Here is a 19,682-nt window from a genome sequence, read left to right as displayed (position 1 = left end):
TTTTTAGCAAAGTAATTTTTAAATCAAATTTTATATCACTTCAATTTATTGTAAGGTTTCTTAAGTTGATGACATTGTTTGGGCGGAGCCCATGTGATTCATGAACTATAAATTAGTCTTCTCCATAATAAGGGTAAACCCAATAAACTAGCAATACCAAGCTGTGGTTCCCTCTTAACGATAGCTTAATACTTAATTTGATAATATGAATGCAAGCTATAATGAAAGAGGGAAAATGATGATGAGTGGTAAAATTAAAAAGAAAAAGATAATAATCGGTGCACTTATTGTAATTGTAATTGCAATTGGTATGTATCCAGTAATTAGTAAAAAGGCTTTAACTTTTAGCAATAGGGTTGGTAATAAAGTTTTTAAATTAAAAAACCCAGATGCAATAACCATTTATGCTTTGTCTTATAATGGTAAACTTGATGTTGATATAGAACCTATTGTAAATGAGTTTAAAGCAAAATATCCTAATGAAAAAATAAATATTGTAAAGTTTGATGAAAATGATAATGGTTTTCAAAAGTATAGCAAGAGTATTTTGAGTGATACTTTGGCTGGAGAAGGTCCAGATATAATATATTGTAATACAGTATATACTAATGCAAGGGCTTTCCAAAAGTCTGGTTTGCTTTGCGACTTAAAGCCATATATAGAAAAAGATAAGGATTTTAACAAAGAAGACTATGACTCAAAGCTTTTAAATACTGGCTTATATAAAGGAAAATTAACTTTTGTACCAGTAGATTATTATGTTCCTGCTTATATAACTACAAAGGAATTATTGGAAAAAAATAATGTGAAGCTTGATAGTAATATGACTCAGAATGATTTTATAAAAGCAGCAGCTGGTTATATTTCACAGGCTAAAAATACTAATGGAAAAAACCTTTTTGCAGCATCAATAGATGTGGGCCAGTTTATAGCAAGCAGTGGTTTTGAATGTATAGATTATGATAACAGGAAAATGAATTTTGATAAGCCAGAATTTAAAAATATAATGGAAAATTACAAAAAAATATATAACTCAACTCCTAAACCAACTAATAACACCAGTGGTGAAGAAGGACTTCAAGGAATAAAGAATGGCTCTACGCTTTTTTCAACCGATCAATCATATGCATATGGTTCAGAGATTTTTAATTCTGAATCGTTAATAAAAAGCCTTACTGGACAAACTCAAATTATTAATAGCTTTCCAACTTATAATGGTGGAAATAAGACGATTGCAATTGTTGGAGATTTAATTGGCATGAGTAAAAAGACAAAAAACAAGAAGGCAGCCTATGATTTTATAAAAGTAGCTTTATCTGAAAAAACGCAGTCTGGTGATAAATTTTATGCTCCACCTATAAATAAAAAAGCACAAATAGATGTAAAAAATGAATACTCAAAAAAGTGGGTTGGCAAGAAAGATAGAGAATACGAAAAAGTAACATTACAAGCACCATCAGATGATCTTAATAAGTATTATGACAAAATAACAAATAAAGTAGATGAAGTTAAAATTTTAGACAGCGATGTAGATAAACTAATTCAGGATTGCATGGCTCCATATTTTGAAGGGAAATCTTCCTATGACAGTGCACTTAAAACGCTAGAAAATAAAGTTAAACTGTATATTAATGAGTAAACATATGGGGGTTTGGGCGAAGCCCATGTGATTCATGAACTATAAATTAGTCTTCTGAAAAATAACGGAAAATCCTAAATATAAGTCTTACTAAGCTATGGGGGTTTGGGCGAAGTTTCTAAGTGACTAAAATTATGTTCAAGAAGGATAATGGGCTGAAGCTCAAGCCCCATGTAGGTTTATGTGATTTAAGAATGTTAAATAGGAAGTGAAATTAAAATGAAAAGAATCATTAAAAAAAATGTTGTTTTGATTATAGTACTTATTTTGTTATGTATATTTGGATATGTAGTTGTAATAAATATACCAAAACTATTAAATGTAAAAAATAATAGCACAAATTTAACTAGCTTGAATAATAAGAATGATGATAAGGAAATTGTGGATAAATTAGGAGATTTGAAAGGTCTTTGCACTGTTACAGATTTAAATGGAAATGAAATTACAGTAGATATAGTTAAAGGAAAGCGAACTAAAGATGGAGGATCTATGGGTGGGAAAATTCAAAAAGGCAAAAAAGTAGAGATTGATAATGCAAATATATTAATAGATAATTACGATAGAGAAACAAAAAAATCTAATATAAGTAGTGGGAAAATTAGTGATATTAAAATAAGGTCAACTTTAACTATATGGGGTAGAGAAGAAGAAGGCTTGTTTAAAGCAACTAAAATAAAAATATTTAGAGAAGTTAATAGTTGAAGTATTATTTTTATATTTCTTAGGATTTATTTAAAGTAATATTAAGATAGTAGGATTAAAATTACTTATATAGAAGAAAGTTTAATAAATTATGACTTCGATTATCTTGACATGGAGAGTATAAAATGAAAGGTAGGAGAAATTATAATATATTTATAATTTCATTAATAATAGCTCTTTTTATAGCAATTTCAGGATGTGCGATTTTATATACTATTAGAATTTTTGATTTAAGGTATCAATATAAAATTGTTCATCCTCCTAATAGAAAAAGCTATTATGCAGCTGATTTTAGAAAAGCAAATAATAAATCAAGTATAATGAAGTCAAAAATTAATAAAGTAGCCACTGAAATTAAAACTTTGCTAATGATAAGTTTAGTTTATCTTAACTATTTTTACTATACAAATAGCATAAATAAAGGATCTATAAGATATTTATTCATATAGATTCTTTTTTTATTCAACTAAAAGTAAATCTTTATAATTCTTAAGATTTATTTTAAATTATCTTAAACAAATATAATTAAAATTAATAACATAAGATAACGGCCTATAATTAAGAAAATCTTAATAAATTTTTATACTGCTCTGTAATTTTTAACTATTAAAATTAAGCTATTGATTATAACAAATTATTTTATGTGAGAGGTTAAGATGAAAAATAAAGAAAATTATAGATTATTTATAAGTTCATTAGTAATAGTTTTTTTAATATCAATTTTAGGATATATAATTTTAAGCAGTTTGGATGCTTTTGATTTAAATTGTAAATATCAGATTATACATTCACCTAATAATAAAAGTAAATCTTTATAATTCTTAAGATTTATTTTTAATTACTTCAGACATAATAATTAAATTTTAGTTTATAATTAATATAAATAAACCGCTTCAACTATTGAAATTCATGTGCACGAAAATGCACAGAAGATGGCAATTGGTACAAATAAATTTTAAGTTTCATAGTGGTTTATCTTTAATGACTTTTATCTGAGGTGATAAAATGAATGAGAAAATTTTAATTGTAGATGATGATAAAGAAATCCTTAATTTAATTTCAATATATTTAAATAATGAGGGCTACACGGTTATTAAAGCAATGAATGGAAATACAGCCTTGAAGCTTGTAGAGGAAGAAAAGCCTAAGCTTGTAGTTCTAGATATCATGATGCCGGGAATAGATGGACTTGAAGTTGTAAGGAGAATACGCCAAAATCTCAATATACCAATTATATTGCTTAGTGCTAAAGTTCAAAATAATGATAAAATTGCAGGTCTTTTGACGGGGGCAGATGATTACATAACAAAACCTTTTGATGAACTGGAGTTTGTTGTTAGGGTGAAAACGCTTCTTAGAAGAACTTATTTATTTGATAAAAAAGATGAGAAGAAAAATGATGATTTGCTGCAATTGGGGCAAGTAGCTATTAAAAAATCAACTCATTCTGTATTTGTATGTGATAAGCCAATTACTTTAACTGCAAGGGAGTTTGATATACTATTTCTTTTAGCAAATAGTCCTGGAAGAGTTTTTAGTGCAGAGGAGATATTTGAGAGAGTTTGGAAGGAAAAATATTTTCAATCTAATAATACTGTTATGGTTCATATAAGTAACCTTAGAGATAAAATTGAAAGTCAGCTTGAAGGAGAAAAGCTTATTCATACGGTTTGGGGAGTTGGCTATAAAATTGAAAAACCATAATGCATTATAGGAGGAAAAAATATGAAGATAAAAAAGCTCGATATTTATAAAATGGAATTTAAAATTGTTTTTATGATTGTGATAGGATTAATATCTTCAGACATAGGTGTTTTGCTAATTGATTTTATTGGGCGTGTAATAAAAAATATATTGCAGTTAAGTAATATGCAATATCCTAGCGTTCTCACATCTACAATAAGTAGATTTGGAAAGATAGAATTTGTTTTAATCCTTATAATATATTTTCATATAGCATGTAGGAAAAAAGTAATTGCTTTTTTAGAGATGAATAGTATTGTAAAAGATATGGCAAACGGAAATTTTAAAATTCGCATTAATAATAATTCAGAAGATGAACTTGGAAGGCTTTCCCAAAATATTAATAAAGTTATGAACAAATTTAGCTTGGTTTTAGAACAAGAAAAAAAAGCAGAGCAAACAAAAATAGATTTAATAACAAGTGTTTCTTATGATCTCCGTGCTCCAGTTACATCAATTCTAAAGAACTTAAACTTTGTGGATGAGGATGAATTTACAATTAGAAGTTATGTAAATATGGCTTTAGTCAAGACAAAAAAATTAAAGGTTTTAATAGATGATCTTTTTGAGCTTACAACCTTAAATAATTATGGAACAAAAATTTCTAAAAATAAAATTAATATTGTAGAGCTATTAAAGCAGATGATTATAGAACATAAAGCAAATTTTAAGAAGGCAAATATAGAGTGCAGACTTAACATGATTGATGAAAAATTACATGTTTTAGGTGATAGTAATAAGCTTGTAAGAGCTTTTGAAAATTTAATTTTTAATTGCGTAAAATATTCAAAAAGGAGTGAGTTTATAGATATATCAGTAGCTAGGGCTGCTTCTAAAGTTATTTTGGAATTTACAAATTATGGACAGTCAATACCACCTATGGATATACCGTATATTTTTCAAAGATTTTATAGAACTAATAAGCGGGAAGATAATGAAAATAGTGGTTCGGGTTTGGAACTTGCCATAACAAAAAATATAGTAGAATTACACGATGGAAAAATAAGTGTTGAAAGTAACATTTTAAAAACTACTTTTAGAATAGAACTTCCATGTTTAGAGTGAAAATAGAGAGGTGCATGATGGAAAAGAGCATGAAACCCAAAAAATTTGATGCCTATAAAACTGAATTTAAAATTATTCTGCTGCTAATAATAGCATTAGTGCTTACGATTATAACTGGAGAGCTAATTCAGTATTTTAAAAATATAGTTGATGAGCTACTTAGAGTATATTTACCTGCAATGTTTAATAAACTGGAAAGAGCACGAGATGCTTTAAGGTCACTATATGATATAATGGGGTATTTTGAGTTTGCTGTAATTTTGGCTGCATATTGTCATTTAATATTCAGGAAAAAGATAGCTTTGTTTTTAAAAATAAATTATACTGTAAAATCTGCAATAAATGGAAATTTTCAAATCCGAATTCAAAGTGTTTCTGAAGATGATCTTGGAAAGTTTTCTGAAAATATTAACAAAATCATGGAGAAATTTAATTCAGCCTTAGAAGAGCAAAAAAAATCGGAACAGACAAAAATAAATTTGATAACAAGTATTTCTCATGATTTGCGAACTCCTCTTACATCAATATTAGGCTATTTAAAGCTTGTAGACAATGATGAATATGAGGATGAATTTATCCTTAGAAGCTATGTAAATATAGCTTTAAATAAAACAAAGGGTCTAAAGGTTTTAATAGATGATCTTTTTGAGCTTACAACCTTAAATAATTATGGAATAAAAATTACCAAGACAAAAGTAAACATTATAGAGTTAATTAAACAGTTAGCTGTAGAACACAGAGTGAATTTCAAGAAGGCAAATATTGAATGTAGATTAAAGGTAAGCGATGAGAAGATGTATGTTTTGGGTGATAGTTTTAAGCTTGCAAGAGCCTTTGAAAATTTGATATTTAATTGTATTAAATATTCTAAAAGTAGTAGGTTTATGGATATATCCGTAAGTAAAATTGCTTCTAAAGTAAGTTTAGAATTTACTAATTATGGTGAACCGATACCACCAATGGATTTACCATATATTTTTCAGAGATTTTATAGAGTTGATAAAGCAAGATCTAGTGAAATAGGTGGCTCAGGGCTTGGACTTGCTATAACAAAAAATATAGTGGAATTACATAATGGAAAGATTACTGTAGAGAGTAATGCTTCAAAAACTACCTTTAAAATAGAACTTCCATGCTTGGAGGAGGAGAAGGCTCATGAACAAGATTAAGGATAAGAAAAAATATATTATTATAGCTTTAACATTAGTTTTAATAATAGCAGCTTTTAAAATAGTGAGTTCATATTTAAGAAGAAAGTCCTTAGAAAAGGTTTCGGTAGCAGTTGTAAATTATTTAAGTGTTACTTCTAATAGGAGAAAAAATATAGATGAGGCAGCTAGATTGAATAGTGGCATTTACACTAATACCTGTGTTTATTTTGCATCTGGCGCACTTAGGGCAGCCGGACTTGATGTGCCTACAGATGTTGGAAATACTACTCAGCTTACAGAGTTTCTACTAAAGAAAGGATATAAAAAATACTATGATTTAGACAAGCTTAAACCAGGTGATATTTGTTTTGCAGCTCCATCGGGAAATGCAAATGAAACTCCAGACCATACGTATATATTCAAAAGTTGGACAGATAGTTCCCATAAAGATGCCTATATATTCGACAATCAGTTAACTGAGTATGGAAGCTGTTATCATATTAGAAATGTAACTTATAAAACTATGCGTAATGGCAAGAGCAAAAGCCCAGCTATATATTTTATGAGACCAAAGTAACTGAATTTACACATAAGCAAATAATGCGAAGTAACAATACTTCGTCGCATTAAAAAGGTTCTATAAATCTAAGATAAAAAAATCCTAAGATCCTAAGAGGGTTCAATAACTCGCTTTGCTCAAACAGATTGAAACCTCTAAGGATTTTAGGATTTTTTTATCAAGATTTATTAGAATCTTTTTAAACTGTTCCTTCAGCATTGTTACTTCGCTTCCACAGTAGTGCAAGGAAAAAATTCCTCCGTACCTATGGAATTTTAGGCGTGAATTTTTGTAGCCCATTTTACCACGAAAAATAATTTAATGTGTTTTGCCTAAACCTATATTAGAAGATTTTTCGTAATGTAATGGAGGAAAAGCAACCTTCACTGTTTACCGAAAGTAAATCCTTTCACTTTTGACGTGCGATACATCGTCAAAGCTTTCACTATTTGCTGCTTTCGGTCAGCAAATTCTTTTGTTTTGCGTTAGTTAGCATTATTTATATGATTGTGACTATAGTGCCTATTGGAACAAGGTTGCTAAGTTCAATAACTTGTTCGTTAAACATTCTTATGCAGCCATTGGAAACACTTTTTCCAATAGAGGATGGATTATTTGTACCATGGATTCCATAATCTCCATTTGGTGCATTTAAACCAAGCCATCTTGCGCCAAATGGTCCCCCAGGATTTATTGCTCGGTTAATTATTTTAAAAGTTCCTTTAGGGGTTGGTGTAGACGGTTTTCCTGTAGCAACTGTATATGTTTTATAAACGATATTGTTTCTAAATAAGGTAAGTTTGTGAGCACTTGTATTTATAAGTATTCGATATATAGATCTATAAGCATTATTGTATGGATATAAACAATAAAACATTATTTTAACTCCTAAAAAAATAATTATATAAGTATAATATTAAACTTATACAAAGATAGTGAAGGAATATACACATATAGGAGTTTGGGCGAAGCCCATGTGATTCATGAACTTTAAAATAGTCCCTACTTAATTATAGATAAAACCAATAAATTAGTCCTACTAAGATAGGAGTTTGGGCATAAGCCCATGTGATTCATGAACAAAATGTTATTTTCTCTCTATAATCTGTTTCTCTACGAAAAATACACTGTTAACGAGATTTTAAAATGCTGAAGGAATGATTTGAAAAATCCTAATAAATCTTAGATTTATAGGATTTTTTTATTCAAAGTGCTTTTAGCTTATTCTAGAAGGATAATGGGCTTACGCCCAAACCTCGTATATGTTTATGTGACGAAGCATTGTTACTTCACAATCTTTATGTTTCTTAAGCTTTAATTAAAAGTATTTTAAATTATAGGTTTTAAAATTATTTATATGAAGTGACAAATACAAGGAAGTTAACGTTATCTTAATAGTTTACTTGATATCATTAAAAAAGATTATTAGAAAAAGGAAGGATAAAGGTTATGAAATATATATTAAAATGTATAGTTGGAATTTTTATAATAATATTTGTATGGATTTTGTTTAGCGGTAATATTGGAAAAGTAGTTCAGGTGTTTAGCTCAAAGAACACAAATTCTTTGATTAAAACACAAGGAAAGGTAGCAGAAGATAACCAATATAATGAAATTCCTTCAGTGACTTCTGTGTCGGCGTTAACATTAGATGTAAGTGATAATAAAATAATATATGCTAAAAATATACATAGACGAATGTATCCAGCAAGTACTACTAAGCTTTTAACTGCACAGGTATTTGCTGATAGTGAAAATAAAAATAGCTTAATAACTTATACAAGAGATTCAAAAATGCAGCCACAAAGTAAGCTGGATTTAATAGTAGGTGAAAACCTAAGAGGGGATACAGCAATGAAGGCAATGCTTATATATTCTGCTAATGATGTTGCTGAGGCTATAGGAGAAAATGTAGCGGGAAATATACCAACTTTTGCTGAAAAGATGAATGAAAAAGCTTCTTCACTTGGTCTTAAAGAAAGTCACTTTGCAAATGCAAATGGGCTGCCTAATGAAAATCATTATACAACTGCATATGATCTTAGTAAGATTGCTAAAAACGTATATAATTATCCTTGGATAATGAACACTATTGAAGAAAAAAGCGATGATATTAAAACAAGAGGAAGATATATTCATTTAGAAAATACTAACAAGCTCCTTGGCATTAAGGGATGCATAGCAGGAAAAACGGGTTATACAGCAGCAGCAGGTAGATGCTTAGTTGCATATTATGAAAGAAATAATAAAAAAATGATAGGAATTGTGTTGAGTTCAACTAATGAACAAACAGTAGATGTTGATATGGAAAAAATCATAGACTGGAGTTATGGAAAACTTTAATCATATATACTAAATTAAGCTTTCATAGTATAATTTATAGCATAAAGAGGTGATTATATTATGAAATTTAATTTAAATCAATTTCTAATGGCTGTATCGCTTGCACTTGATTTTGTTGAAATAGATATAAGGGGAAGAAGTACAAATCATGGTAAAAGAGTTGCATATGCGGCCTTAAGGATAGCTGAAAAATTGGGATTTAAAGATGAAGATCTATATGATATAGTGTCACTTGCTATACTGCATGATAATGGTATATGTGAAGCAAGCAGTAGGGATGTAAAAGATGAGACAAATGAAGAAGAACGTAAAATAGAACACTGTATAATAGGAGAAAATAATATAGTTAATTATCCATTTTTGAAAAAGAGAGTGGATATAATAAAATATCATCATGAAGCATATGATGGAACTGGATTTTATAAGCTTAAAGGTTCTCAAACTCCAATAATATCACAAATTATTTTCTTTGCTGATTACTTAGAAAATAAATTTGAACTTGATAAAATAGATGCAAATAATAGAAAAGAGATAAGGAATTTTGTAATGGAACAAAGTGGTAAGATATTTAATCCGGAAATATGCAGCATATTTTTACAATTAGAAAGTAACGAGAGTTTTATACTTGATTTTAAAGATAATTTTATAAATTTAGCTTTGAGTAGGGGCGTTCATGAGTTTGATTTAGAGTTAAGTTTGAAGGAAATACTAAATATAACTGATGTTTTTTCAAAAATAATAGATTCAAAGTCAAAGTTTACAAGAAGACATTCTAAAGGAATTGCAGAAAAGGCTGGGATTATGGCTGATTACTATAAATATGCTGAAGAAGAAAAAACAAAGCTTATTATTGCTGCTAACTTGCATGATTTAGGCAAGCTTGCAATCCCTAACACAATACTTGATAGTCCAAGGAAGCTTACCGAAGATGAATTTTATATGATAAAATCTCATACTTATTATACTAGAGCAGCATTGTCACAAATCGATGGGTTTGAGGATATAACAGAATGGGCTTCCAATCATCATGAAAAATTAAATGGAGCAGGATATCCTTATGGTAAAAAAGGAGACGAGCTAGATTTTAATTCAAGGTTAATGGGTTGTATAGATATTTATCAAGCACTTACAGAGGAAAGACCGTATAGAAAACCGCTGAAACATACTACGGTTATGAATATAATGAATGATATGGTTCAAGGTGGATATATAGATGGAAGTATAGTAAGTGATATTAATTTTGTTTTTTCACTTACATAGCTTGATTTCTTGTACACAAAGTGGCTGCCGGATTAATTTTTTAGTACGACAGCCACTTTAAGTGATCTTAATTATTAATGTAGCATCATATTTTTTTACAGTTTAAATTTAAGTACCATTTCATTTAATTTTTGAGCCATTTCAGCTTGGTTTTGAGCTGTATTTGCAATTTGATCAATACCTTGTGAAACTTCATCAATGCTTTCTTTTATTACAGTTGTACTTTTAGAAGAACTTTGAGCAAGTTTAGACATATTTCTCATGCCAGCTGTAACCTTTTCCATTGTAGATGAAAGTTCCCTTGTCATAGAAGTTATTCCATTTGACATAGAACTTATAAAGTTTGCATCATCGTAGTACTGGCTGCCTATTGAACCCATATTTTTAAGTTCTGTTTGAACATTTTCTCTTATGAAGCTTAAAATATCGCTACTATTTTGAGAAAGATTATTAAATGCAGCTTCAACTTCACCAATAGTATTTTGAATATTTACTACGGCATTAGAGGATTGCTCTGCAAGTTTTCTTACTTCTTCTGATACAACAGCAAATCCCTTACCCTGTTCTCCAGCTCTTGCAGCTTCAATTGCTGCATTAAGTGCTAAAAGATTAGTCTGCTCAGCTATATTTGCAATTGTATCTGCCATAATTTTAATAGTTTCGACAACCTTACCATCCTCGATAGCTTGAAGAATGTTTCTCTCCTTTTCATTGAAGTTTTTTTCAATATTTTGTATTGATATTTTACTTTTGTTTTGTATTTCTAAAGCATTATCTTTGGATTTTATTGAATTTTTGTTTCCTTCATTGGATTTATCATTCAACTTTATAACATTTGATTCAATATTTTCTAAAGAAATTGTTATTTCTTCCGACGACAAGCTTGTCTCGTTGACTTTGCTTGAAATTTTCTTTGTTTCACCATTTATCTCATAGAACTTTGAAGTAAGTTCTTCAACAGTCGCAGAAAGCTCTTCACTAGCGGCACTTAAATCCTGTGAATTATCAAGTATATTTTTAATAAGTGAAACTATTTCTTTTTTCATAAAAATAAAGGATCTAGTAAGTTCACCAATTTCATCACTTGAATTTAGAAATGTATTACAACTATCATCATCACTTAAATCAAAATTAGAAGCCTTTTTTACTAGCCTAGTTGTTAAGATAATTGGCTGAGCAATCTTTTTACCAATATAGAATGCTAAAATTGAGAATATAATAATAAGTATTATAGTGGTAAGAATGATAACTATTTGAAGAGAGTTCATTTTGCTTAACACTTCATTTGTAGTAGCATTTATAACCAGTATATTACCATTTTCTAATTTGTTGTATCCGAGTATAGAGGATTTACCATTCATAGTTACATAAACAAAACCTTCTTTATTATTAGATATAGCTTCTGCAGCAGATTTTAATTTCCCATTTTCAATTTTTGCGAAATTATCTTTTGAAGTAAAATTCTTATCTACTAAAAAATCAAAATTTTTATTCAAAAGAAAAGCATATCCACTATTGTAAACTTTTATATTGTTGATCATTTTAACATAATCATTAAAAAATAAATCTATTGCTAGTACTGCAACTAGTTTATTATCCTTGTAAATAGGTGCTGTATAGGTGATTCTTATGGATGTATCGTTTTTATTGTTGGCATCTACATGAGGATCACTCCATATTCCTTTACCCTGCTTTATAGGATTATAATACCAGGACATACTTCTGTTACTTTCGTTAAATTGATTTATATTAAACTTAGTTTTTTTTATAAAATCTCTGTTTGTTGTTGAACCTTCATAACAAATTTGGTATAAATTTTTAGTTATATCAGGATTTAATATAAGAGTAATTCCAAGAACGTTGCTTCCCTTCTCACCAATTTTTTTAATTGATGGATCTAAAAAATCAACATATGAGCTAGCATAATTTGTATCCTTTGAAGCTTTGACATCATCATAATTTGATGATATCAAATTAGAAATATTGTTAGCAGTATTTTCTGTATTTAAAATTAACGTGTTTAAATTATTAGACTTATTTTTAGAAAGTTCAGCAAGTCTCAATTGCGATTCGCTTTTTATAGCGGCTTTGCTTTGAAAAATGCATATGATAGATATAATTAGTGAAGTAAAAAGACAACATATAGATATAGCAGCAACAATTTTATAACGTATACTAGAACTTAATTTAAATATAATAAACACTTCCTTAAACAAAATATTAATGGAGCTGTGGTACTAAAACATGTTAAACAATAATTTTTAGTGCGGCAACTCCATTTTATTATCGGTACGTAGTAAAAAAAGTAAATGATGTATAATTGCATGATATGGAATATACTTACTCTGGCAACGATTACTATGCATTTTATAATATAAATTTTAATTTTGAAGTGGTTTATCTTTATATTTCTTAAGGTTTAATTAAATTTATTTTAAACAAAAAGTTTTAAAGTTGTCTTATAGAAGAGGTGGTAATAGCAATGAAGATTAGTAGGAAAAGGTTGGTAGCTGTTGGGTTTGTGATTATTATAGCTGCAGCAGGAATATATCCTGTTCTTAATAAAAATGGAGTTAAAGGTATTAGCTTAGGAAAATCAAATAATCTAAAGGTATATGTTATGCAGATTGCAGGAAAAACTCATCCGGAGATGCAGGCATGGATAGATAATTTTAAAAAGAAATATCCAAATATAAATATTAAAGAAACACCTGTTTCTGTGGAAAACAATCAGTATTCAAAAAAACTTTTAGCTGATAGTTTGGCTGGAAATGGTCCTGATGTGTTGTACTTTGATCCAGAGGAACTTAATGTGCATTCAATGCAAAAGTCACAAATACTTACAGATTTAAAACCATTTATTGAAAACGACAAGGACTTTGATGCGGAAAATTATAATAAAGCTGTATTAAATGCAGGTAAGTACAATGGAAAAATGACATTTATACCATTAGATTACTATGTTAATAGCTATATAACTACAGATAAGCTGTTAAAAAATAATGATATAAATTTAAAAAATAATATGTCTCAAAATGATTTTATTGAAGCAGCTAGCAAATATATATCTTCAATAAATGGCAGCAAGAATAAAACATTATTTGCTTACCCAATGAGTATTACTAGCTTTTTAGCAAGTAGTGGAATTGATTTTGTTGATTATGAAAATAAAAAAACTCACTTTGATAAGCCTGAATTTAAAAAGATAATAGACAATTATAAAAAAATATATAATTCTTCTCCAAAGCAAGCTGAAATTACTGGTACTTCTGGTGAAGAGGGATACGATGCAATTAAGGCAGGAACTACTCTTTTTTCAGATGATAGATTAGCTCTTAGGGATCTTTTGGAATCAGAATCTAAAATAAAGGGAGTAACAGGAGAAACACAGATTATAAATAGCATGCCAACATATAATGGAGGAGATAAAGTAATTGCAATGGCAGGAGAATGCATGGCAATTAATAAAAGTTCCAAGAATAAAGAAGCAGCATACAATTTTATAAAAACTGCATTATCTACAGAAATAAAAATAGAGTCTAAGGGTAATTATGTGCCTCTTCAAAATATACCAGCTGGTAAAAAATTTAGAGATATAACTTTTAATCAGTATTTAAAAGATGAAGTGGGTAAGACTGAAGAGATTAGTAAACATGATGGAAGCGTGACTATGTTAAAACCATCTAATAAGTTTGAAGCTTACTATAATAAAATAACACAGGATATAGAAAAAACTGAAGCTTATGACCCTACCTTAGATGATTTGATAATGAAATGTTTAATGCCATATTTAGAGGGCAAGGATTCTTATGATAGTGTGTTTAAAAATTTACAAGAAAAAGTAAAGGTATATTTAAATGAGTAAAGATAAACAAACTGAAAGATTGGAGGCTCCAATTTTAATATTCCAAGTTGTCTATATATAGAGGGGTGAAGAAATGAAAACTATGGTGAGAACTTTAATTGCAGTGGTAATAATTTTAATAATAGCAGTTTTGGGTTATAAAATTTATACAGCACATACAGCCAATGTTTTAAATAAAGCTATTATAAAGGAATATGGAGATTTATACGGTTATGTTAATAAGGTAGATAATGAAATTTTTACAGTTTCTAAGCAGAAGGTTATTAAACAAGGCAATAGAACTATGAATCAGGATACAGGGCAAACGATTAAATTTAAATGCAATAAAGATACCAAAGTTATAAAAAGAACTATTTATAGTATTAACAAGAGTAAGGCAGAAGCAAAAGATCAAGCTGGAAGTTTGAGTGATATAAAGGTAGATAAATTAGTTAGTGTGTGGGGAAAAAGTGGAGCTGATGGCACTATTACAGCTGAAACTGTAGTTTTAATGGAATTTAATTAAGGCATACTCAAAAAAATTATTATTATGGTGATTAGTTGTATTTGAGAGGAGAGGAAATGAAAAAAAATAAAATTATAATTATCGCTGTAGTTTTAATAATTGCAGCTGTTATAGGAATTTATCCTGTTCTTAATAAAAAAGGTTTTAAAGCTGAGAATATGAATACACTTAAGATTTATAGCGAAGAGCAGGGAGGAGGAGAAACTCCAATTCTTAAGTCTATTATTGATGAATTTAAAAATAAGTACCCTAGTATAAAAATAGAAAAAGTAGTGTTTAATGATGCACAGAAATATAATCAAAAACTTTTAAGTGATACATTATCAGGTTCTGGACCAGATATATTATTTTTTAATACAAATTATGTAAATGAAAAAATACTTGAAAAAAGTGATGTTTTAACTGATTTAAAAACTTTTTTTAAAGGTGATAGTAAAAATTATAATATGAATGTTATTAATTCTGGAGTATATAAAAATAAATTGTTTGTACTTCCAATAGATTATTCTGTTAGTGGATACTTATCAACAAAACAGCTAATGGATAAAAACAATATTAAATTAGATAAAAGTATGAATGAAGATAATTTTGTAGAAGAAATAAGTTCTAAATTTTTAAATACAAGTGAAAATAGTAAAAAAACACTTTTTGCATATCCAATAAAAATTACAGATTTTATAGCAAGCAGTGGAATTGATTTTATTGATTATGAAAATAAAAAAGTATATTTTGATAAAAAAGAATTTAAAAATATAATTGATAATTATAAAAAAATATACAATTTAACACTTAAAGCAGAAAGTTTTTCAGGCCATTCAGGTGAAGAAGGAGTAGAAGCACTTCAAAATGGAAAAACACTTTTTTCAGATGATGAAGCAGTGCTTAGCTATCCATTAGGTTTATTACAATCGCAATCGAAGATAAAAGCATTAACTGGAGAAGATGTAGTAATGGGCACCATGCCAACTTACAATAGAGGACAGAATGAGGTAATAGCAAAAGTAGAAGATTGTATGGCCATAAATAAAAAGACCAGTAATAAAAAAGCAGCATATAACTTTATAAAAATTGCATTATCTCAAAAAGCACAGAAAAATATAAATTCAATCCCCGTCAATAGAGGTACAGCGGAAGACATAAAAAGTAATTATTTAAAGCAATTTAATGGAAAAGATTCAATAGTCCTTTCTGATCCTAGTGGTTCTGAAAAACTTACACTTATTAAGCCATCTAATGATATTGAGAAATACTATGATGATGTTACAGGAAATATAAGTGAAGCTAAAATAATTGATCCAACAATAGAAAAATTAATAATGGAAAGTTTTAAACCTTATTTTGAAAATAAAAAATCTTATGATGAAGCTCTTAAAGTTTTAAAAGACAAAGTTAAATTATATATTAATGAATAAAATGGGGATGTATTTATATGAAAAATAAAATTATATTTGCTGTGATTATTATAGTTGCTATTACAGGAGGATTTTTTGGTTTCAATAGATTGCATAATGCTAGTAGAAATGTATCTAAAGTAGTAAATTTGCCGAAAAATATTAATAATCTAGATGGAACAATAAGAGAAATCAATGGTGGAGAACTTTCAGTTGAAAAAAGTACTATTGAACATTTAGGACACAATAGATGTGCAAGTGGTGGAAAAGGAGAAATGTTGAAAGTTAAAGTTCAAAAGAATACACAATATACATTAAGGGTCACTTATGATCAGGGAAAAACACATACAGATAAAGCTGGTAACAAGAGTGAATTAAAGGTTGGAAGAGTTATAACTATTTTTGGTGAAAGTGATGGTACAGCTATTACAGCTAAAAATATAAGAATACTACAAGTTAATCAGCGTAATTAACGTTATCTTAATGATAGCACTGTTAATATTAAAATAGCAATTAAGGTATCTTCTTTCAGATGCCTAAAAAGGAAGGAGGAGGTTTTTAGATGGAAAATTGTAAAGAACTTATTAAAATAGAAGACTCAAGCTTAAAGAAAAAGGAAAACCTTATAGGTTATATTTTTGCAGGACCTTCAATATTTGGATTTTTGTTTTTTTTCGCAGTTCCGTTTTTAATAAGTTTAATGTACTGTTTTACAGAGGGAGCTGGAGACATAGAATTTGTTGGCTTTCAAAATTTTATAGATTTATTTCAAAATTCTTCTTTTAAATTAGCAGTTAAAAATACAGTGTTATTTAATGTAATAGCTGTTCCATTAGTTATTATTGTTTCCCTTGGAGTTACACTTGTGTTAAATAGTAAAATAAAAAAAGCATCATTTTTTAGAACAGTACTTACTTTTCCATTAGTTATACCAATAGCTTCAGTAATACTTGTATGGCAAATATTTTTTGCTGAATCCGGCGTAGTTAATGGGATGCTTTTGAAATTTGGAGTTGTAGGACCTGATTACCTTAAAACCGGTTGGTCATTTTTTATACTGGTTTTGCTATATGTATGGAAAAATTGTGGGTATAACATGATAATATTTCTTGCAGGTTTAAATAATATACCTAAGGAATATTACGAAGCGGCTTCAATAGATGGCTGCAGTGAAACAAAAGCCTTTTTTAAGATAACCTTGCCGCTTCTTGTACCAACAATATTTTTTGTATTCATAATTTCAATAATAAACTCACTTAGAATTTATAGGGAAGCTTATTTGCTTTCTGGGCAATATCCAGATTCAAGTATATATATGTTGCAGCACTTTATGAATAATAATTTTACAAATTTAAATTATCAAAGACTTTCAACAGCATCTGTAATAGTTTTTATATTTGTAGGACTTGCAGTTTATTATTTGTTTAAGTTCCAAAAGAAGTATGAGGTGTAGAGTTATGAGACAAAAAAATAAAATAGCAGCGTTTTTTGAATATGTAGTGCTAATTTTTTTTGCTTTATGTGCAATATTTCCGGTTGTATACATGATTTCAAGTTCTTTAATGGGTGAGGATGAAGTAAAGACAGCTGCTCAAAATTTTAAATTTCACATTATACCGAATGGCTTTACGATGATTCAATACTACACTATTTTACTTAGAAAGCCTGATTTTTTACTGAAATTTTGGAATTCTATAATACTAACTGTACCGGCAGTTATTGGACAAATATTAATATCAATTTTTGGAGCATATGCTTTTGCCAAGATAAGATTTAAATTTAAGCAAGAAATATTTTTTATGTTTATTTTGCTTATGATAATGCCATATCAGGTAACCCTTGTGCCAATATACATTATTATGAAGAAACTTAATTTAGTTGGTTCTTATGCAGCGGTAATATTTCCAGCAATGTTTTCAACCTTTGGGGTGTTTTTAATGACACAATTTTTAAAGGCTATCCCCGACGAAGAGTGTCAAGCTGCAAAAGTTGATGGAGCAGGTCATCTGCAGATTTTATTTAAGATTATTATTCCTCAGTGCAAGGGAGCAGTGGTTTCTCTTGCAATACTAAGCTTTGTTGATAATTGGAACATGATTGAGCAGCCACTAATACTCTTATCAGAGCAAAAGCAGCCCCTTTCAACTTTTTTGTCTCAAATTAATGAAAATGAGCTTGGAGTTGCATTTGCCTGTGGTGTAATGTTTATGCTGCCTTCGATATTTATGTTTCTCAAAGGTGAAGAAGAACTACTTCAGGGAATACAACATCTAGATATGAAGTGAGGTAAGTGTATATGAAAAGTAAAAGAAATAAAATAGTGAATATAAGCATTATAGTGTTTATAGTAATTGTTGTACTTTGTACGTATCTTTCAAAAACAGTAAAAAATATGCTGCTTCCTGAAGTTACTGTGGCTTATTTAAAGCCTGGAACAATAGGTGATGGTTTTGAAGGTACAGGAACAATAGATTATGAAGATACACATAAAATATATTCAATGCCAAGCTGGTCTGTTAAGGAAATTAGTGTAAAATTAAATCAAAGTGTAAAAAAGGGAGATGTGCTTGCAAAGGTAGATAATGATGCAATAAACTTGAAGGAAAGAGAAGAAAAGGCGGTTATAATGCAGCTTCAAGATGAAATTGATACCTTAAAGAAAGCATCAACTCCAGATCAAAATAAAATTAATGAAGATCAGTATAAGCTTGATACAGAAAATGCAAAGTATAAGACAATAAGAAAAGGCTTAACAGATGATGGAAGCATTCTTTCAGATGTTGATGGAAAAATAGTAAGTATAAATTCAAAAAATAGTGGAGAGTCTTCTTTAAACGGCCAAGATGAAGGTTCAAGTGGAGCTTCAGGTGATTCGGATAGTTTAGGATCAGGGGATGATTTAGGTCAAAGTAGTAGTGCATTATTTGAAATTGTAAGTAATGAACCTAGCCTTTGTGTAAAATGGGCAGTTCCATATAAAGATGATGATAAATTTTCAGTTGGTACCAAAGTAAATGTTATTAGCGGAGATGATGATAAAGATTCAAAAGCTTCATCAGTAACAGGAGTAGTTTCAAAAAAAATATACAACTCTGGAAGAGATGAATATGAAATTTACGCAGATATAAACGATAAAAGCAATTTGAAAAAAGATGATAAGGTTACAATAACTACTCAAGGAAGTACTAAACGATATAATAATGTAATACCAAAGAGCTGCTTATATGAAGAAAATGGTATAGATTATGTGTATGAATTTAGCGCTGGCGGTGGCACTCTTGGTGAAGAAAGTTCTGTAAAAAAAGTACAGGTACAGGTAGTTGCTTTTGACAGCATGAACTGTTCAATTAAAGCAGAAAGTAATTCACAGTTAAGCGGCGGCATTGTAACTAATACTTCTAAGCCTATTAGCGATAATGATGAAGTAAAATGTACTTTTACAGCTGCATCGAGGTGATC

The 19,682-nt window shown here is 28.9% G+C and carries 19 protein-coding genes; 17 read left to right on the top strand and 2 right to left on the bottom strand.

Annotation, left to right across the window (positions count from 1 at the left end):
* Nucleotides 1-238 precede the first annotated feature (238 nt).
* From ACJDT4_RS22655 to ACJDT4_RS22620, 8 genes are all read left to right on the top strand, one after another.
* Nucleotides 239-1,639: an ABC transporter substrate-binding protein gene (locus tag ACJDT4_RS22655; RefSeq protein WP_406789892.1), complete on the top strand. Its 1,401-nt coding sequence runs from the start codon at nucleotides 239-241 to the stop codon at nucleotides 1,637-1,639.
* A gap of 219 nt (nucleotides 1,640-1,858) precedes the next feature.
* A complete protein-coding gene (locus ACJDT4_RS22650; protein ID WP_406789891.1) occupies nucleotides 1,859-2,341 on the top strand; it encodes a hypothetical protein in 483 nt (160 codons plus the stop codon).
* 125 nt (nucleotides 2,342-2,466) lie between these two features.
* Complete coding sequence (locus ACJDT4_RS22645) at nucleotides 2,467-2,790, top strand: hypothetical protein (RefSeq protein WP_406789890.1); 324 nt, start codon at nucleotides 2,467-2,469, stop codon at nucleotides 2,788-2,790.
* Nucleotides 2,791-2,997: 207 nt separating this feature from the next.
* Nucleotides 2,998-3,159, top strand: coding sequence for a hypothetical protein (locus tag ACJDT4_RS22640; RefSeq protein WP_406789889.1), 162 nt, complete (start codon nucleotides 2,998-3,000; stop codon nucleotides 3,157-3,159).
* A gap of 187 nt (nucleotides 3,160-3,346) precedes the next feature.
* A complete protein-coding gene (locus ACJDT4_RS22635; RefSeq protein WP_406789888.1) occupies nucleotides 3,347-4,045 on the top strand; it encodes a response regulator transcription factor in 699 nt (232 codons plus the stop codon).
* A gap of 21 nt (nucleotides 4,046-4,066) precedes the next feature.
* Nucleotides 4,067-5,149: a sensor histidine kinase gene (locus ACJDT4_RS22630; protein ID WP_406789887.1), complete on the top strand. Its 1,083-nt coding sequence runs from the start codon at nucleotides 4,067-4,069 to the stop codon at nucleotides 5,147-5,149.
* A 17-nt stretch (nucleotides 5,150-5,166) separates the two neighbouring features.
* The gene (locus tag ACJDT4_RS22625; RefSeq protein WP_406789886.1) at nucleotides 5,167-6,318 is read left to right on the top strand and encodes a sensor histidine kinase; all 1,152 of its coding nucleotides are present in this window, start codon (nucleotides 5,167-5,169) and stop codon (nucleotides 6,316-6,318) included.
* Nucleotides 6,305-6,877 carry a hypothetical protein gene (locus tag ACJDT4_RS22620; protein ID WP_406789885.1) on the top strand — a complete coding sequence of 191 codons (573 nt, stop codon included), beginning with the start codon at nucleotides 6,305-6,307 and terminating at the stop codon, nucleotides 6,875-6,877. The genes ACJDT4_RS22625 and ACJDT4_RS22620 overlap by 14 nt, the downstream gene beginning before the upstream one ends.
* A 481-nt stretch (nucleotides 6,878-7,358) precedes the next feature.
* Here the strand turns inward: ACJDT4_RS22620 and ACJDT4_RS22615 are convergent, their stop codons facing one another.
* A complete protein-coding gene (locus ACJDT4_RS22615) occupies nucleotides 7,359-7,736 on the bottom strand; it encodes a L,D-transpeptidase (RefSeq protein ID WP_406789884.1) in 378 nt (125 codons plus the stop codon).
* Between the two features lie 572 nt (nucleotides 7,737-8,308).
* On the opposite strand from ACJDT4_RS22615, the gene ACJDT4_RS22610 reads away from it, so the two are divergent.
* Nucleotides 8,309-9,202: a D-alanyl-D-alanine carboxypeptidase family protein gene (locus tag ACJDT4_RS22610; protein ID WP_406789883.1), complete on the top strand. Its 894-nt coding sequence runs from the start codon at nucleotides 8,309-8,311 to the stop codon at nucleotides 9,200-9,202.
* Between the two features lie 60 nt (nucleotides 9,203-9,262).
* On the top strand, nucleotides 9,263-10,462 hold the full coding sequence (locus ACJDT4_RS22605; protein WP_406789882.1) for an HD-GYP domain-containing protein: 1,200 nt from the start codon (nucleotides 9,263-9,265) through the stop codon (nucleotides 10,460-10,462).
* Nucleotides 10,463-10,557: 95 nt separating this feature from the next.
* Here the strand turns inward: ACJDT4_RS22605 and ACJDT4_RS22600 are convergent, their stop codons facing one another.
* Nucleotides 10,558-12,525: a methyl-accepting chemotaxis protein gene (locus tag ACJDT4_RS22600; protein ID WP_406789881.1), complete on the bottom strand. Its 1,968-nt coding sequence runs from the start codon at nucleotides 12,523-12,525 to the stop codon at nucleotides 10,558-10,560.
* 419 nt (nucleotides 12,526-12,944) lie between these two features.
* Between ACJDT4_RS22600 and ACJDT4_RS22595 the strand changes: the two genes are divergently transcribed.
* The 7 genes from ACJDT4_RS22595 (at nucleotide 12,945) to ACJDT4_RS22565 (ending at nucleotide 19,680) form a co-directional block, all read left to right on the top strand.
* Nucleotides 12,945-14,327, top strand: coding sequence for an ABC transporter substrate-binding protein (locus tag ACJDT4_RS22595; protein WP_406789880.1), 1,383 nt, complete (start codon nucleotides 12,945-12,947; stop codon nucleotides 14,325-14,327).
* 73 nt (nucleotides 14,328-14,400) lie between these two features.
* A complete protein-coding gene (locus ACJDT4_RS22590) occupies nucleotides 14,401-14,832 on the top strand; it encodes a hypothetical protein (RefSeq protein WP_406789879.1) in 432 nt (143 codons plus the stop codon).
* A 56-nt stretch (nucleotides 14,833-14,888) separates the two neighbouring features.
* A complete protein-coding gene (locus ACJDT4_RS22585) occupies nucleotides 14,889-16,244 on the top strand; it encodes an ABC transporter substrate-binding protein (RefSeq protein WP_406789878.1) in 1,356 nt (451 codons plus the stop codon).
* Nucleotides 16,245-16,261: 17 nt separating this feature from the next.
* On the top strand, nucleotides 16,262-16,696 hold the full coding sequence (locus tag ACJDT4_RS22580; RefSeq protein ID WP_406789877.1) for a hypothetical protein: 435 nt from the start codon (nucleotides 16,262-16,264) through the stop codon (nucleotides 16,694-16,696).
* Between the two features lie 89 nt (nucleotides 16,697-16,785).
* Nucleotides 16,786-17,676, top strand: a complete 891-nt coding sequence (locus ACJDT4_RS22575; RefSeq protein ID WP_406789876.1) for a carbohydrate ABC transporter permease — start codon at nucleotides 16,786-16,788, stop codon at nucleotides 17,674-17,676.
* A gap of 4 nt (nucleotides 17,677-17,680) precedes the next feature.
* Nucleotides 17,681-18,508 (top strand): carbohydrate ABC transporter permease, encoded by an 828-nt coding sequence (locus ACJDT4_RS22570; protein ID WP_406789875.1) that lies wholly within the window; start codon nucleotides 17,681-17,683, stop codon nucleotides 18,506-18,508.
* A gap of 11 nt (nucleotides 18,509-18,519) precedes the next feature.
* Nucleotides 18,520-19,680 (top strand): efflux RND transporter periplasmic adaptor subunit, encoded by a 1,161-nt coding sequence (locus tag ACJDT4_RS22565; protein ID WP_406789874.1) that lies wholly within the window; start codon nucleotides 18,520-18,522, stop codon nucleotides 19,678-19,680.
* Nucleotides 19,681-19,682 lie beyond the last annotated feature (2 nt).

This window comes from Clostridium neuense (genome assembly GCF_045310695.1).
Taxonomy (GTDB): Bacteria; Bacillota; Clostridia; order Clostridiales; family Clostridiaceae; genus Clostridium_S; species Clostridium_S neuense.
This window is presented reverse-complemented; position numbering and strand designations above follow the sequence as displayed.